This window comes from Vibrio sp. 10N.286.45.E10 (assembly GCF_002874195.2).
Taxonomy (GTDB): Bacteria; Pseudomonadota; Gammaproteobacteria; order Enterobacterales; family Vibrionaceae; genus Vibrio; species Vibrio crassostreae.
In genome coordinates this window covers 1101377-1115818 of the sequence record NZ_MCWD02000002.1, presented here as the reverse complement: position 1 = coordinate 1115818, position 14442 = coordinate 1101377, and the positions used below count along the sequence as shown (strand labels likewise).

16 protein-coding genes are annotated in these 14442 nt (G+C 44.1%); 9 read left to right on the top strand and 7 right to left on the bottom strand.

Annotated elements, in window-relative coordinates; all coding sequences use genetic code 11:
- The first annotated feature begins 15 nt into the window (after positions 1-15).
- Positions 16-1053: a FecCD family ABC transporter permease gene (locus BCU34_RS17915; protein WP_102433068.1), complete on the top strand. Its 1038-nt coding sequence runs from the start codon at positions 16-18 to the stop codon at positions 1051-1053.
- Positions 1053-1835, top strand: coding sequence for a heme ABC transporter ATP-binding protein (locus BCU34_RS17910; RefSeq protein ID WP_048661095.1), 783 nt, complete (start codon positions 1053-1055; stop codon positions 1833-1835). Before BCU34_RS17915 ends, BCU34_RS17910 begins: the two co-directional genes overlap by 1 nt.
- Before the next feature lie 395 nt (positions 1836-2230).
- Here the strand turns inward: BCU34_RS17910 and BCU34_RS17905 are convergent, their stop codons facing one another.
- The gene (locus BCU34_RS17905; protein ID WP_102433067.1) at positions 2231-2692 is read right to left on the bottom strand and encodes a TetR/AcrR family transcriptional regulator; all 462 of its coding nucleotides are present in this window, start codon (positions 2690-2692) and stop codon (positions 2231-2233) included.
- 530 nt (positions 2693-3222) lie between these two features.
- Between BCU34_RS17905 and BCU34_RS17900 the strand changes: the two genes are divergently transcribed.
- Positions 3223-3522, top strand: coding sequence for a YfcZ/YiiS family protein (locus BCU34_RS17900; protein ID WP_017062761.1), 300 nt, complete (start codon positions 3223-3225; stop codon positions 3520-3522).
- 36 nt (positions 3523-3558) lie between these two features.
- Here the strand turns inward: BCU34_RS17900 and BCU34_RS17895 are convergent, their stop codons facing one another.
- The gene (locus BCU34_RS17895) at positions 3559-3861 is read right to left on the bottom strand and encodes a YnjH family protein (protein WP_102478883.1); all 303 of its coding nucleotides are present in this window, start codon (positions 3859-3861) and stop codon (positions 3559-3561) included.
- Between the two features lie 101 nt (positions 3862-3962).
- Here BCU34_RS17895 and BCU34_RS17890 point away from each other — a divergent pair, with 101 nt between their 5' ends.
- Positions 3963-4562 carry a hypothetical protein gene (locus BCU34_RS17890; RefSeq protein WP_048662376.1) on the top strand — a complete coding sequence of 200 codons (600 nt, stop codon included), beginning with the start codon at positions 3963-3965 and terminating at the stop codon, positions 4560-4562.
- Positions 4563-4664: 102 nt separating this feature from the next.
- Here the strand turns inward: BCU34_RS17890 and BCU34_RS17885 are convergent, their stop codons facing one another.
- Positions 4665-5771, bottom strand: a complete 1107-nt coding sequence (locus tag BCU34_RS17885) for a 1-acyl-sn-glycerol-3-phosphate acyltransferase (RefSeq protein ID WP_102433118.1) — start codon at positions 5769-5771, stop codon at positions 4665-4667.
- Positions 5772-5946: 175 nt separating this feature from the next.
- Between BCU34_RS17885 and BCU34_RS17880 the strand changes: the two genes are divergently transcribed.
- Positions 5947-6573, top strand: a complete 627-nt coding sequence (locus BCU34_RS17880; protein ID WP_048661092.1) for a hypothetical protein — start codon at positions 5947-5949, stop codon at positions 6571-6573.
- A 133-nt stretch (positions 6574-6706) separates the two neighbouring features.
- On the opposite strand, the gene BCU34_RS17875 is transcribed toward BCU34_RS17880, so the two are convergent.
- Entirely contained in the window at positions 6707-7195 is a 489-nt protein-coding gene (locus tag BCU34_RS17875) for a hypothetical protein (protein ID WP_048661091.1), read from the bottom strand.
- A gap of 22 nt (positions 7196-7217) precedes the next feature.
- Positions 7218-7739 (bottom strand): nicotinate-nicotinamide nucleotide adenylyltransferase, encoded by a 522-nt coding sequence (locus BCU34_RS17870; RefSeq protein WP_048662378.1) that lies wholly within the window; start codon positions 7737-7739, stop codon positions 7218-7220.
- Between the two features lie 109 nt (positions 7740-7848).
- On the opposite strand from BCU34_RS17870, the gene nadE reads away from it, so the two are divergent.
- Positions 7849-8679: an ammonia-dependent NAD(+) synthetase gene (nadE, locus tag BCU34_RS17865; protein ID WP_055319374.1), complete on the top strand. Its 831-nt coding sequence runs from the start codon at positions 7849-7851 to the stop codon at positions 8677-8679.
- Between the two features lie 86 nt (positions 8680-8765).
- Here the strand turns inward: nadE and BCU34_RS17860 are convergent, their stop codons facing one another.
- Positions 8766-10622, bottom strand: coding sequence for a hybrid-cluster NAD(P)-dependent oxidoreductase (locus BCU34_RS17860; protein WP_102433065.1), 1857 nt, complete (start codon positions 10620-10622; stop codon positions 8766-8768).
- Positions 10623-10839: 217 nt separating this feature from the next.
- Between BCU34_RS17860 and BCU34_RS17855 the strand changes: the two genes are divergently transcribed.
- Together BCU34_RS17855 and pyrC are read left to right on the top strand one after the other, a co-directional pair.
- Positions 10840-10998 carry a YqaE/Pmp3 family membrane protein gene (locus tag BCU34_RS17855; RefSeq protein WP_004731890.1) on the top strand — a complete coding sequence of 53 codons (159 nt, stop codon included), beginning with the start codon at positions 10840-10842 and terminating at the stop codon, positions 10996-10998.
- A gap of 192 nt (positions 10999-11190) precedes the next feature.
- The gene (gene pyrC, locus BCU34_RS17850; protein ID WP_050632884.1) at positions 11191-12219 is read left to right on the top strand and encodes a dihydroorotase; all 1029 of its coding nucleotides are present in this window, start codon (positions 11191-11193) and stop codon (positions 12217-12219) included.
- Positions 12220-12371: 152 nt separating this feature from the next.
- On the opposite strand, the gene BCU34_RS17845 is transcribed toward pyrC, so the two are convergent.
- Positions 12372-13277, bottom strand: a complete 906-nt coding sequence (locus tag BCU34_RS17845) for a DUF808 domain-containing protein (RefSeq protein WP_102433064.1) — start codon at positions 13275-13277, stop codon at positions 12372-12374.
- Positions 13278-13451: 174 nt separating this feature from the next.
- On the opposite strand from BCU34_RS17845, the gene BCU34_RS17840 reads away from it, so the two are divergent.
- Positions 13452-14378, top strand: coding sequence for a M14 family metallocarboxypeptidase (locus BCU34_RS17840; RefSeq protein ID WP_102433063.1), 927 nt, complete (start codon positions 13452-13454; stop codon positions 14376-14378).
- Positions 14379-14442: the final 64 nt, after the last annotated feature.

The window sequence follows — 14442 nt, the reverse complement described above, 5'->3', positions numbered from 1 at the left end:
ATATTGAGGCCCTTTATGTTGTTACGATCTGTCCCACTGAAAACATCGATGTTAGGCCTAGGTGCAACCCTAGCCTTTGTCGCGCTGTACTCAATCACTGTTGGGCCAATGAACATCAGCTTGGCGGACAGCGCTACAAGCTTAATTAACCGAAACAATGACTTAGCCCCCCACATCAACTTAGTGATCCAAGAGATCCGCTTACCTAGAACCATTTTGTGCATGTTGATTGGTGCAATCCTCGCCTTATGTGGCGCGGTCATGCAGGGGTTATTTCGAAACCCACTTGCCGAGCCTGGCATCATTGGCGTATCTGCGGGTGCGGCCTTAGGGGCAGCGCTAGCTATTGTTTTGTTTTCTGAGCTTTCACTTCAATACCCGGCATTCATGAACTTTGCCGCAGTGCCTGTGTTTGCCTTTTTGGGCGGCGCTCTAACCACATTGCTGGTTTACAAACTTGGTACTGGCAAATTCGGCACCTCAGTAACTATCATGCTATTAGCAGGTGTGGCGATCAGCGCACTTTCAGGTGCAGGGATTGGCTTCTTAAACTTCATCGCAGATGATCAAATGCTACGTGACCTGTCGCTATGGTCGATGGGTTCTCTGGCAGGTGCCAAGTGGTCGGGTATCTTGCTCGCTGCAGTTACTCTCGTTGGTCTGTTTGTCGTTTTTTACCGCCAAGCAATGTCTTTGAATGCCTTACTCTTAGGTGAATCAGAAGCGCAACACCTAGGCATTCCAGTTCAAAAACTGAAACGACAGCTGATTCTACTGACTGCCGCAGGCGTTGGTATCACGGTGAGCCTGTCTGGCATGATTGGTTTTATTGGCCTAGTGATACCTCATTTAGGTCGTATGTTGGCAGGGCCTGACCACCGAGTTCTTCTACCACTATCTGCGGTACTAGGCGCATTGTTGTTAACAGCCGCAGACATGTTCTCACGCGTTGTACTGGCACCAGCAGAGCTGCCAGTGGGTATTGTCACAGCTATCATCGGCGCTCCATTCTTCTTGTATCTACTATTCCAACAGAAAGGGAGAATCCTTTAATGTTTCCTGCAGCGTTAAAAGCAACCGACATCGAAGTGAAGTTCGGCAGCAAAGTGATATTAGATGGCGTTTCTATTGAGATTGAAGCAGGAAAGGTAACCACATTGCTTGGGCCAAACGGCGCAGGAAAAAGCACGCTGCTGAAAGCTTTATGTCAGGAGATATCGAGCACGGGTGATATCCAGTATTTTGGACATGTCAAAGACAAGTGGCCTTCACGCAAGTTGGCGAAACATTTGGCTATGCTTCCTCAACACAGTACCTTGACCTTCCCTTTTTTGGCACATGAAGTTGTTGAGCTTGGTGGTATACCTCTGCAAGAATCCAACAAGAAGCTGACCAGCATTGCTAGCCAAAAAATGGATGTTGCTGATGTGACTCACCTAAGTGAAAGACTCTACCCTTCGCTATCTGGCGGTGAAAAACAGCGAGTTCACTTGGCTCGAGTATTAACTCAACTCCACCACTCTGGCGATCAATGTATCTTGATGCTTGATGAACCCACATCAGCACTGGATCTTGCCCACCAGCACAACACCTTAAAGATCGCGAGAGAGCTAGCCGACAACCACAATGCCGCCGTTATCGTGGTTCTGCACGACCTAAACCTAGCCGCTCAATATTCTGATCGACTCGTAGTATTAAAAGACGGTAGCTTGGTATGTGATGGCAGCCCTTGGGAGGCACTTCAACCTTCAATGATTGAGGATGTATACGGCTACAAAAGTATAGTAGAAAAGCACCCAACCATGAGCTTCCCTCAGGTTCACCCCGCCCAATAGACTCGATTTAGAACCCACTCATTTTGAGTATTCGTTCCTAATAACAGTTAAGTCATTCTAAGCCTCGATTTTCTCGAGGCTTTTTATTGGCTCATAGCCTCTCTCTCGCCTGAAACTCAATTTTATTAGCAACCATAGCAATGAACCCCACAACGTCTCACTCCGAGCGTTTGAGGCTCTAGAAATAAACAGTATCAGTTAGTGTTGCTTAGTTTTTTGCAACTAAGATTGAATATAAGAGGCAAACGTAAGCATTTAAAAAGAAAAGAAATAACTTCATTTGGAACTAAATACAGTTAGCGGCAACGGTGTGAGAGCAAGAGAAAAAGAGCGAGATAAATGAAATTGCAGGCACAAAAAAAGCCCCCGTAGGAGCTTCTTTCATTGTGTATTGATTATTGGCTCATTCGAATCAATGATTTACCAATCAACCACTCAAGTTCTTTACCGCTAGAATCGCCAAACTGAGTTTCAGTCAGCTTGTATAGACGATCAATACCGTTTGCAGCGAACTCATGAGCGCTCTCAGCAGTAACGATATGATGGAAAAGTAAACGTAAGATTGCTAGGAACTCAGCGTCTTCAAGTGCTGCAACCCAGCTAGCTGAAAATGCGTCAAGGCCATTTTCGAAGTCAATGTGTTCCATGAACATCTTGAAAATACGACCGTCTAGAGCAGCAGTAAAATCCGTTTTCTTTGGAAAGTGATGACTAATACCTGTACGAGAAACGCCTGTTTGTTGACTCAACGTCGTGTATGACATCTTGTCGTAACCCAACCTTAGTAACTGGTCTACAACGGCATCCATGATCTTCTGGATTGTGATTTCTGTATCTTCTTTACTACGCTTTGGCATATTCAGGCTCTTCTCTTTGTAAATCCATCTAACTCAATCAAATGAAGTCAGAATGAAAATTGTTATCAGCATTATGTGAGCAAGGCATTTTTTCGCAAGTATTTCCATTAAAATACCCACCAGTACTTCGCATAAACAACTTTACAGTGCTGCCTCTTTGGGCACTTTGTCTAATTATTCTTCGAAAGTAACCTTACCGCTCTAAGTGGTTAATCTAAAATAACTACTTAGAATATCAAATACCCAACAATAAATTCATTGTATAAATACCTATCAAGCAATAGATAGTCTTATAAAATTAGTCACGACGCAACTAACTGAATGATATTCTAACAAATTAATGACACTGCTTTTCAACAAAACATGAGATAGATCACATACATATTTGTCGGCGCGAATGTACATATTCATTTAACCCCGTAACAAACAACATAGCATACCAATGCAAATTAGTTCAAAGATTTTAATTTTTGTAGATACAGTTCAAATTGCTCGTTAGAATAACCTCAGATTTTGTAAGAGGATTATTTATGAGCCAAGATATTGGTAACAACGACGTATGTGAAGCTTGCGGCTGCGCGGGCGAAATCGGGTTCATCATCAAAGAAGGCGACGATGTTGCTGAGGTAACAGTTTACGGTAACTCTAAAGCCCTTATTGAAGCTGAATTCGCTAAGTACGTTGAGTTAGCAAAGCAAGTGTCTAGCAATGTTGAATTTGAAGCGTCAGAGATGACTGAAGAAAGCACAGAATTGCATGCACGCTTTAAATTTGAAGTAAGCGCTGAAAAGATTATTTTCGAACTTAAGACTCGCTCTCTAGCTCGCTAATATAAGCACTTACACGCACACTATTAAAAGACGAGTTTATTGCTCGTCTTTTTTTATTATTTCAACCCAACCTAGAGCACCATTAGTCTCAAAGTCATTTTCAGCCGCACATTTAATCACAACACCCGACACCTCAACGATAGCACCGACACTATATGCCCTATCATTGTAATAACAAACTCGTTGCTGTGAACCACTCTGAGTGACGACGACTGCCGCCTTTGCTGGCGTTGATATTATTTTATTAGCACTTGCTGATATTGAGCAAAGCACCGCGGATAAAATCACAAAAATTGTCAGAATTTGACGCTTTATTCGAATCATAGATTTACCTTTCATTGTCTCTGATTCCTATTTACCTACCAACAAATGAGTAAAACACTATGCGAGAATAATTTTTTCATTATAGTGTTAACGTCTATCGTAATAAGAAGCTCGTTATGCTCCGAATAATTGCACTTATTATTGGTTCTTTAACCATAACAAATGTGACTGCAGAACCACTCGATCAGTATCAAATATTGAACCATCTCGACAATTACGGAAACTTATATCTACGAAATAAGCCTTATACATCACTACCCACTGGGTTAATTGTTGATGGCAATCTAAATATAGAGAACACAGCGATCACTCGCCTGCCTAAAGGCTTAGAAGTTAACGGTAGCCTCAAAGGCTCTAACAGCCAGCTCTCTCGAGTTCCGACTGGAATTAAGATAAAAGGCTACGCCGACTTAATTGGCAGCAAAATCACCAGCTGGCCAAGAGGCGTAAGAGTGGGTGGTTTTATCAACCTCACTGATACTCCACTTCAGAGGCTACCTAATGGCTTTAGAGTGAAAGGCGATCTGAGCGTGATTCGTACGCCTTTAACAGAACTACCAAACGGGATAATCATTGATGGTGACTTATATATAGGTGGTTCTGGGATCACAACGTTTCCCGATACCATGACAGTCAAAGGCAACATCTATCTAGGCGGCAACACTGTAACCACATGGCCAACCAACCTAGAACTCGGTGGCGCCGTCGCTCGATAGTTCAACCCAAACTTTAGGTCTTAAAAGCAGATGGTCAGCAACAAAAAAGGAGCCTAAGGCTCCTTTTTCAGTTCCATCAATGAACTCGTTTGCTAACACTCGTTAGCCGATATTCTTCACTGGGTTCGCATAGCTATCGATCAAGTATTGACGAGCGCCTTGTGGCAAAGTCGATAACTTCTCTTCAAACTCTTGCTTAACCGCAGCTGTAATCGACTCGTCTTCTCTTTCCGCTGCTAGCAAGTTAACTGGGAACAGCTTGTAGTTATCGTGGATCTGACGATCGATCTCTTCAGCAAGAGCTTCAGGCGTATCAAAATCTTGGTCGATAACCTGACCGAAGCCGACGTGAACGCGTCCTTTATTACCGATGATGCCTTGAATGATACTTTCGATATCTTCAAACTCACCCTTTTCGTAACTACCGTTTACGTCTTTTTCGAAAAGCTCTATCGCTTTAGCTGTGTCACATGGGTCGTTCTCGTAAGAAATAGCCACAGGAACGATCTTCAATGACTTCACATATTCAGGGAAAGCAATTTTTTGCTTACGTCCTTCAACGTGAAACATTTTCAAGATTGCTGGCTCAGTAAAATCGTTACCGTCTTTAGCGCGACCTTCCTTTTGAGCGATCCAGATTGAGTTGCCCGTTTCTAAAGAATGCTTAATGTAAGAAGACAGCTGCCCTAGTGCTTTCATCATCTCACGCGGTCCTTTCAAAGAACGCTTTACGATGAAGCTCTTGTTCAAACGCATCAACTCCGTCGCACATGGTTTCTTCAGCAGGTTATCACCAATAGCGATACGACAAGTCTGATGGTTGTTTTGATGCAGGGCGTAGTTTACTAATGCAGGATCCATAGCAATGTCACGATGGTTCGATACAAACAGGTAAGCTTGATCCGCATCCAGTGACTCTACGCCAGTGTATGTCACACCTTGGGTCGTCTTAGCCAATGTATCGCGTAAGTACTTTTTCACTTCAATTTGAATGGATTCAACGCTGGTCAGCTTGCTCCACTTCATTTTTAAGTACACACGTAAAATAGGGCTCATTAATGCTTTGAACCAAGACGCATGGTTTGAAAAACGATAGTGCAAGATTGCACTGATAAATTCTTCATCATTAATAAGACGGTTTAGTGCCGCTGGAATTTCATCATCGCCGTAAGGACGAATATCAACATATGGATCGGTTGGAGAGGTCATTTTTTCATTCATATAATAAAAAGCTGGCTCATTCTACGCGTTGTTTTGACTTCTCGCAGCTACAGAGCCCATACTTTTGACAAGGTCAGACCAGAAACAGTGAAAATCCCCTGTTATTGTTGGCATTCTTTAAGATTAACGGTAATCTTGACGCCCCAAAATTAAGGTACTATCTATGAACTTCGCTATTGAATATACATCGGCTTACTTTTCACACTTGGTGATCACACCACGCAAGAAAGTACTAAAACATAGCCTTGTATCGGTTCAAAGTGGCTTGGTTTTGATCAAACTGGGTAAGCAAGAGTACGCTGTTGAACCTGGCCAAAGCGTTTGGATTCCCTTTGACTGCTTAACTTCGTTGACTTACTTCCCAAACACTCAAATTAGCCGTGTCGACTTTTCTGTACGTTTGACGGATTCATTCCCAAGACAAGCGGGGTACATTACGCAAACTAACCTCTCTTCGGCACTATTAGAAAAGCTAGAGCAGACCAAAGCTCGCGCTTCCAATGCCAATAATACGGAACAAGCGTTTAAAGATATGCTTTCTGTATTGAAGCAAGAAGTGCTGTCGTTTAAACCACTGCTTTGCGAAAGTGCGCTTTCTCAGCGATTCAATCAATGGAACATTGATGATTCAAACCTACCACAAGAGCACACTCTGGTGATGGTGATGCGAGAAGCAAAGAAACGTATGCAGTCAGGCCAAAAACGTTCACTTGTGATTGATGATCTGTTCTCAGGTAAAGAGGAAGAGTTCGAGCAACTGTGTATGCTTGTTTTTGGTGAAGATTTATAGCTTGGCGGTAAGTGAGAGTTGGTATTTAAACTAATAAGCCAGATACTAAAAAGCCGCAAAAACTGAGTTTTTGCGGCTTTTTTAATTCTTAGTGTTTTTACATAGATAGCAATCTATCTATGTCACTACCTGTCTAAAATGGCAATTCAACCTGCATCATTAGGTCGGCGTCACGTGAGTCATGCCAACGATAATCAAAGCGCATACGCGGCTGCCCTTCTACTTTCTCACCAAAACCGATGCTGAGTTGAAGACCATGATTCATCAACCACTCTTCCGTCGACATATCATACTGCTCGTCTTCCAGATCTTCGGGAAACCACATCCCCAAACCTACATAGTTTGATTCAATGCTTTGTGTCAGTAGTGGTGCGTCTTTACTTTGAAGAACCCAATCAGACCAATAATCAGGTGTACTTTCTGGTTCATCATCGCTCAGCCCACTGATTTCCATCATACGTTGGCCAAAAGACTCGATACTCGAAGAAAAGTCCAAGCAATTATCGTCACTAGAAGTCAGCATGATCGAATCTAAGCTAAAAAAGTCACATTCAGCGTATGCAGGCATACTGCATGCTGTTATCAACAACGTCGCTGGTATCGCGCGCTTTAGCATAGTCATCAGACCTCTTGAATTAATGAATCTACATTATTGTATACAGACCACTATCTTGCAACATCTTTGTAACTGACTTAGTGCTCAGTTTTGATACATCGCTTCCACTTATCAACGCATTACGAATGTCTGTACTACGAATTTTGACTTTTTCAGGGCAAGCCATTACAGACCACTGCTCGGTAATCTCATCTGATTTATAGAAAGATGAGAACTTAAAGAAGTTATCTGGGCCAATCACAAACGTCAGTTCAGCGTCACGATGTAACTTTTGAAGTTCACTGAGCACTGCAAAAGTCGTGACGCTTTCACCTGGGGTAAATAGGCTCTTTTCGATCAAAGAAAGCTCCACTTGATCCAGTGAAAGATCACTAATAAATGCGTTAACTAACTGACATCTCGTATCAAAGTCTAGCATCTCTTTTCCCCAAGCATGGGCAATACTTGGAACCAGAAGAATCTTGTCGAAATGAGCCAGTGAATCAATCACACTTTTATGCCCTAAGCTCGGCGGATTAAACGCACTACCGAAAATGGCTATTTTTTCCATTATTAATTACTGCCTTCTCTTTCTAAGCTTGTGCAAAGAGGTTTTTAAATCGAATGATTTAGGTATGATAACACTAGATTTTTAATTTGCTTGCAGGAAAGGAATACGAATGGAACAGTTAATTCGTGACGAAATGCGCGTACTACCTTCAATTGACCCTCACTTCGAAGTGACTCGTCGTGTGGACTTTATCAAAACGAAACTTCAACAGTCTGGCTGCAAGTCCCTGATCCTTGGTATCAGTGGCGGTGTAGACTCAACGACCTGTGGCCGCTTGGCACAAATGGCCGTTGATAGCCTTAATGAAACTGCTGGTAGCAACGACTACCAATTCATCGCAGTTCGCCTACCTTACGGTGAACAAAAAGATGAAGACGAAGCGCAACTTGCGCTGTCTTTCATTCAGCCTTCTCAATCTGTTTCTGTAAACATCAAAGCGGGTGTTGATGGGCTTCACGCTGCATCTCACGTTGCGCTTGAAGGTACAGGCTTACTACCAACAGACTCAGCAAAAATCGACTTTGTGAAAGGTAATGTGAAAGCTCGCGCTCGCATGATCGCACAATACGAAATTGCAGGTTACGTTGGCGGCCTTGTGATTGGTACTGACCATTCAGCAGAAAACATCACTGGCTTCTACACCAAACACGGTGACGGTGCATGTGATTTAGCGCCTTTATTTGGCCTGAACAAGCGTCAAGTTCGTGAACTAGCAGCAACACTGGGCGCTCCAGAGCTACTGGTTAAAAAAGTGCCAACCGCTGATCTAGAAGAGCTTGATCCACAAAAAGCCGATGAAGCAGCCTTGAACCTTTCTTACGATCAGATTGATGATTTCCTTGAAGGCAAAGAAGTGCCTCAAGACGTGTCTGACCGCTTAGTGGGCATCTACAAAGCAACACAACACAAGCGTCAACCAATCCCGACGATCTACGATTAATGCTTTAAGTTAATCTCAAATTAAAAAGGCCGGAAGTTCAACTTCCGGCCTTTTCTATTTTATGAAGGGAATGACTTAATTAGCCATTAATCAACAACTTCGATATCGGTTTGAGGCACACTGCAACATGCCAGTATCTGACCCATATTACGTTCATGCTCTTGCAATGCTGGTACATCCGGTTGATGAACTTGCCCTGACTCAAGGGTCACTTTACAAGCGCCACAGAAACCAGCACGGCAGCTTGAAGCAATAGACACACCGGCCGACTCAGCTTGCTCTAGCAGGGTTGATTGGTTATTACCTTCAAACAGGTAGCCATTGACACTTAGCTGCAGCTGCTTCACCGCCTCTTCGGTAGACTGAGCCACACCAAACGCTTCTTGATGGTAATGCTGAGGGTTGAGCCCCATTTGAATCAGCAGTTTCTTTGCATTATCCATAAAACCGTCAGGGCCACACACGAACGCTTGGCGCTTGTGTAGATCTTCAATTTTAGCGACATGAGACACGCTCAAACGTCCAGACAAACCATCCCACTCTTTCGTTGGTTGGCTCAATGAATAAATCACACTTAAGCCTTCGTGCTCTTTGGCGATCTGGTCAATCTCAGCTTGATAAGGGATGTCTTCTTCGCTGCTGCATTGATGATAGAAAACCACGTCATCAATTTGACCATGGTCGGCTAGGTAGCGAAGCATCGACAGCATTGGCGTAATACCGCTGCCTGCAGACAAAAGCAATAACGGGTGAGTTGGATTCGCTTCTAAGTAGAACGCACCATCTGGATTTTGAGCAACCAAAGTATCACCCACTTGGAAGTGATCATTTAACCAGTTAGAGATTTGACCATCGTCCACTCGCTTCACAGAAATCGCCAAACGGCCTGCGCGTGATGGGCTAGAAGATAACGTATAACGACGAGAAACCTTCTCGCTATCAATCACCATCTCAATCGGTAGATGCTGCCCAGGCTGGTAACTTGGTAGTGAGTGGTTCTCTTTCGCTGGTTCTAGCCAAAACGTTGTAAAGTCGCGAGCGATCTCTTCACGTTCAACACAGGTTAAATGCAAAGACTCGACCCAAGTGTCTTCATAATGCTCTTTCTCTTTGGTTTCGAGAACTTCAACCACGTCACCCGCTTTAATCAAACCCTCGTTTTTTGCCACAAGGTTTTGACCAAAGAATACGCCACCACGCTCATTCGCTCTGAATGTAGAGAAGGTATTAAGAGGCTCTTTTGTCGCTCTGAATTCGCCGCTCTCAACATCTACTGTCGTTAGGATACAACGCTCACAAGGTTTCACCGCTTCGAATTCAACCTCGCCGATACGGATACGCTTCCAACCATCTTCAGCAAAGGCTTCGGTATTGGATACAACAAAATTGGTACGGAACTGATCCATCGAATGGACTTCAGGACTGCGGCGATTGAGCTCATCTAGAGAGGCTTGGCTAATCACCAACATTGGATAGCCGTCAGCGAAACTGACATTCTGACCAAGCTTTTCTCGGACACGATTTGATTGCTCGCCAGAGAACAGTAACTCAACACGAACACCCAACACGTCACTGAACCAATCATCTGCTTCATCACATGTCGTGTATGCCGTGAAGCTGTCTTTCCACACCGTTGCAGGCGCTTCTTGCATCTTGAAGTTTGCATATTTCAGACGCAGTGGCTCTTTACCTTCATAAGTAAAAATCAAACCGTCTGGCTGCAAACTTGAAGAGACCTTAACCATCTTCGGGTACTTGCGCGCTGTAACCATTGAGCCGTCAGCCAATGCCAGCATGAAACGTCTGTCAAAAGTGAGACCTTGTTTTTCAACCCAAGCAGAAGAAAGCGCAATGCCGCCCACTGATTTAACCGGAAACACATTGATTTGAGATAAGGAAGGAGCTTGCTCTGAAGCCTTTCGATCTAGAGGTGACTGCGACATAACGATTCCAATGTTTTGTTGTTTGTCCCAATGCTAACAAATGGTTATAAATAGATAAACTGGCAGCTACTAAACACTTGATACTAAGCTATTATCTTGAGATGTTTAGCTTTCTACCTTGATACATTAAGGCAGCAATGCAGTAACACTCTCCATACGTTCTATACTTTGAACACAATTACTGCATTGAACTTTCATTGAATAAAAAGGATTTATCATGAACAAACTCGTCATTATCATTTTATGTGTACTGCTTCCGCCTGTTGGTGTGTTCTTCGCTCGTGGTGCAGGTAAAGATCTGCTGATTAACATCATCCTGACCTTCTTCTTCTGGGTGCCAGGAATGATCCACGGGCTTTGGGTGGCGACTCGATAGCTCGTCCTCAAAATTAAATACCGAATAAAATACGAAGAAAAACAAGCTCCTAACCCTGAAGAGTTAAAAATAGGATGAAATGAAAGTGCTTTTCCACTATCATCCTGTCGCCTAAACGTAAGCGATTGCTTTCACAGATTTCGCCGAGTTTAGGCTCCAACTACATAACACTTCAAATGGTGGGAGCCTTCAATGACACAACTTACGATTACTCGTCCTGACGACTGGCACGTTCATCTACGCGATGGCGAAGTATTAAAAGATACAGTGCGCGATATCAGCCGCTACAATGGTCGAGCGTTAATCATGCCAAATACCATCCCACCGGTAACCGATACCGAAATGGCTCTTGCTTACCGTGAACGCATCATGGCAGAGCAGCCAAGCGAGCAGTTCCAGCCTCTAATGGCACTTTACCTGACAGACAACACAACACCTGACGAAATTCGCAAAGCGAAAGAGTCTGGTGCAGTAGTCGCTGCAAAGCTTTACCCAGCAGGCGCGACGACTAACTCGGATTCAGGTGTAACTTCGGCTCAAAAGATTTACCACGTGTTAGAAGCCATGCAAGAAGTGGATATGTTGCTACTGGTTCATGGTGAAGTAACCACTCACGATGTTGATATCTTTGACCGTGAGAAGCAATTCCTAGACACCGTGCTAGCGCCGATTGTGAACGACTTCCCTAACCTGAAGATTGTTCTAGAGCACATCACAACTGCTGATGCTGCAAACTTCGTTAAAAACGCGAACGACAACGTAGCGGCAACCATTACTGCTCACCACTTGCTTTACAACCGCAACCACATGTTGGTTGGCGGCATTAAGCCACACTTCTACTGCCTTCCTATCCTGAAGCGCAACACTCACCAGTTAGCACTTATCGAAGCGGCAACAAGCGGCAGCAAGAAGTTCTTCTTGGGTACAGACTCTGCACCACACGCAAAAGGCGCAAAAGAGTCAGCATGTGGTTGTGCGGGTTCTTACACAGCGCACGCTGCCGTTGAACTGTACGCAGAAGTGTTCGACTTAGAAGGTAAGATTGAGAACCTAGAAGCGTTTGCAAGCCACAACGGCCCTGACTTCTACGGTATTCCACGTAACACGGACACCATCACTCTTGTTAAAGAAGAGTGGAACGTTGCTGAAACGATGCCTTTTGGTTCAGACATCGTTGTGCCAATCCGTGGCGGCGAGACGATTGCTTGGTCTGTAAAATAAACGCTTAGTCGGTAAATAAGCGCTTATATTGCAAAATAAGAGCGTGGTGTTAATTAAACACGACCCATTAGATTAAAAGGGGCACCATAATTATTATGGTGCCCCTTTTCGTCTCGTGGAGAGAGGGTTTTATTAAGATCAATAATGAGCGATTACTTACCGCGAATTTTTCCAATCACAGTCCAAACAGCAACGACGATCAATCCAGCTAAGACGCCGATAACACCGTTCAACAGAGTTGGAACCACCGCTGTCGCTATCGTATGTCCACGAAAATCCATAATAATCGGCTCAATTAAGTGATGAATCGCAGGAACGTTGTGCACCACAATGCCACCGCCAACCAAGAACATCGCTGCAGTACCGACCACAGCAAGCGTCTTCATTAACTTGGGCGCAAACGCGACTAGCCCGTTACCCAATTGAGTTTTCATGGTACTTCCATTCGATGTTCGCTGCAGATAGAAGCCTAAATCGTCCAACTTAACGATCCCTGCCACTAAGCCATAAACACCAATCGTCATCACTACCGCAATCAAACTCACGACAAGAATCTGAGTAAGGATACTTGTACCCGTCACAGTACCCAGTGCTATCACGATGATTTCCGCCGATAAGATGAAGTCGGTACGAATCGCGCCAGCGACCTTTCTCTTCTCGTATTCCTCTATGGATTCACCAGTACTCGTATCTTCCCCCTTTTCATCATCATGATGAGCATGAGGAAAGAGCTTCTCTAAGATTTTCTCTGCGCCCTCAAAACAAAGAAACAGACCACCAATCAAAAGCAAAGGCATGATCAGCCAAGGAATAAAGGCACTGATCAATAATGCCGCGGGCACCAAAATCAGCTTGTTTTTAAATGAGCCTTTGGCAACCGCCCATACCACTGGGATTTCTCGCTCAGCAGAAACACCGGATACCTGCTGGGCATTCAGCGCTAAATCATCCCCCAACACACCAGCGGTTTTTTTCGCTGCGACCTTAGACATCAGTGCGACATCATCCAATACGGTTGCAATGTCATCCAGTAGCGTTAATAAACTTGCTCCAGCCATTTTATGGTCTCTTTTAAGGGATTAAACAATTGATAAAATGTAACACCATCAATTCACTCGTCAAAGTTATGAGTCTGTAAAAAATAGAGTCACAAGTTGTGTTTTCTATTGCCGGATCAGCTAGACAGGACTAGTCTGTCCTCATCTTTCGCGAACATAAAAGAAGAAGTATAGATGAAAAGTGAATACTCCTACCCAATTGGTAAGCCAGGACAAAGATGGCAAGAAGCAGAACGTCAAGCATGGTTCGCTCAAAGAACCGTTAAGCGTGAATACCAGCAAGAAGTCGTGCCAAAAATCCAAGCATTAGCAGACCGCTTTGATATCGAGCAATACGGTGCATTGAGCTACGATGAAGCTCGCTTCCCGCTTTTTGCAATCAAAAGTAAAAACTGGGACGAGTCAAAGCCGACGATTCTGGTAACCGGTGGTGTTCACGGTTACGAAACCAGTGGTGTGCATGGCGCTATCAAATTTGCTGCGACCCAAGCAGAGAAATACGTAGCGCACTTCAACATTGTAGTAGCACCTTGTGTAAGCCCTTGGGGTTACGAAGTGATTAACCGTTGGAACCCAAATGCTGTTGATCCAAACCGCTCTTTCTATGACGGTACGCCAGCAGAAGAATCAGCAAACCTACGTGCGTTAGTCGCTTCTTTACCAGAAGTCTTGGTTCACGTTGATCTACACGAAACGACAGATTCTGACGAAACAGAATTTCGACCAGCACTCGCAGCACGTGATGGTATTGAGTACATTGAAGGTATGATTCCAGACGGCTTCTACACAGTTGGCGATACTGAAAATCCACAGCCAGAATTCCAAGCGGCGGTGATTGCTTCAGTAGAAAAAGTAACGCACATTGCGCCAGCAGATGCAGACGGCAAGATCATTGGTTCTGAAGTTACCCAACATGGTGTGATTAACTACCCAATGAAGAAGCTTGGCTTATGTGGCGGTGTGACTGACTGTAAGTACGGTACAACCACAGAGGTTTACCCGGACAGCGATAAAGTGACAGACGAAGAGTGTAATGACGCTCAGGTTGCAGCGGTAGTCGGTGCTTTGGATTACGTTATTCAGCACGAACTGAACGCGTAAGCCAATAGCTAGTAGCTAGTCCCTTAGAACTAATCCCTAAAACTAAAAAAGAGCCACAAGTGAC

Bases quoted from the DNA above. Each gene is read 5' to 3' on its own strand.
- BCU34_RS17915 (WP_102433068.1), top strand. From the start codon at position 16: ATGTTGTTACGATCTGTCCCACTGAAAACATCGATGTTAGGCCTAGGT.
- BCU34_RS17910 (WP_048661095.1), top strand. From the start codon at position 1,053: ATGTTTCCTGCAGCGTTAAAAGCAACCGACATCGAAGTGAAGTTCGGC.
- BCU34_RS17905 (WP_102433067.1), bottom strand. From the start codon at position 2,692: ATGCCAAAGCGTAGTAAAGAAGATACAGAAATCACAATCCAGAAGATC.
- BCU34_RS17900 (WP_017062761.1), top strand. From the start codon at position 3,223: ATGAGCCAAGATATTGGTAACAACGACGTATGTGAAGCTTGCGGCTGC.
- BCU34_RS17895 (WP_102478883.1), bottom strand. From the start codon at position 3,861: ATGAAAGGTAAATCTATGATTCGAATAAAGCGTCAAATTCTGACAATT.
- BCU34_RS17890 (WP_048662376.1), top strand. From the start codon at position 3,963: ATGCTCCGAATAATTGCACTTATTATTGGTTCTTTAACCATAACAAAT.
- BCU34_RS17885 (WP_102433118.1), bottom strand. From the start codon at position 5,771: ATGACCTCTCCAACCGATCCATATGTTGATATTCGTCCTTACGGCGAT.
- BCU34_RS17880 (WP_048661092.1), top strand. From the start codon at position 5,947: ATGAACTTCGCTATTGAATATACATCGGCTTACTTTTCACACTTGGTG.
- BCU34_RS17875 (WP_048661091.1), bottom strand. From the start codon at position 7,195: ATGACTATGCTAAAGCGCGCGATACCAGCGACGTTGTTGATAACAGCA.
- BCU34_RS17870 (WP_048662378.1), bottom strand. From the start codon at position 7,739: ATGGAAAAAATAGCCATTTTCGGTAGTGCGTTTAATCCGCCGAGCTTA.
- nadE (WP_055319374.1), top strand. From the start codon at position 7,849: ATGGAACAGTTAATTCGTGACGAAATGCGCGTACTACCTTCAATTGAC.
- BCU34_RS17860 (WP_102433065.1), bottom strand. From the start codon at position 10,622: ATGTCGCAGTCACCTCTAGATCGAAAGGCTTCAGAGCAAGCTCCTTCC.
- BCU34_RS17855 (WP_004731890.1), top strand. From the start codon at position 10,840: ATGAACAAACTCGTCATTATCATTTTATGTGTACTGCTTCCGCCTGTT.
- pyrC (WP_050632884.1), top strand. From the start codon at position 11,191: ATGACACAACTTACGATTACTCGTCCTGACGACTGGCACGTTCATCTA.
- BCU34_RS17845 (WP_102433064.1), bottom strand. From the start codon at position 13,277: ATGGCTGGAGCAAGTTTATTAACGCTACTGGATGACATTGCAACCGTA.
- BCU34_RS17840 (WP_102433063.1), top strand. From the start codon at position 13,452: ATGAAAAGTGAATACTCCTACCCAATTGGTAAGCCAGGACAAAGATGG.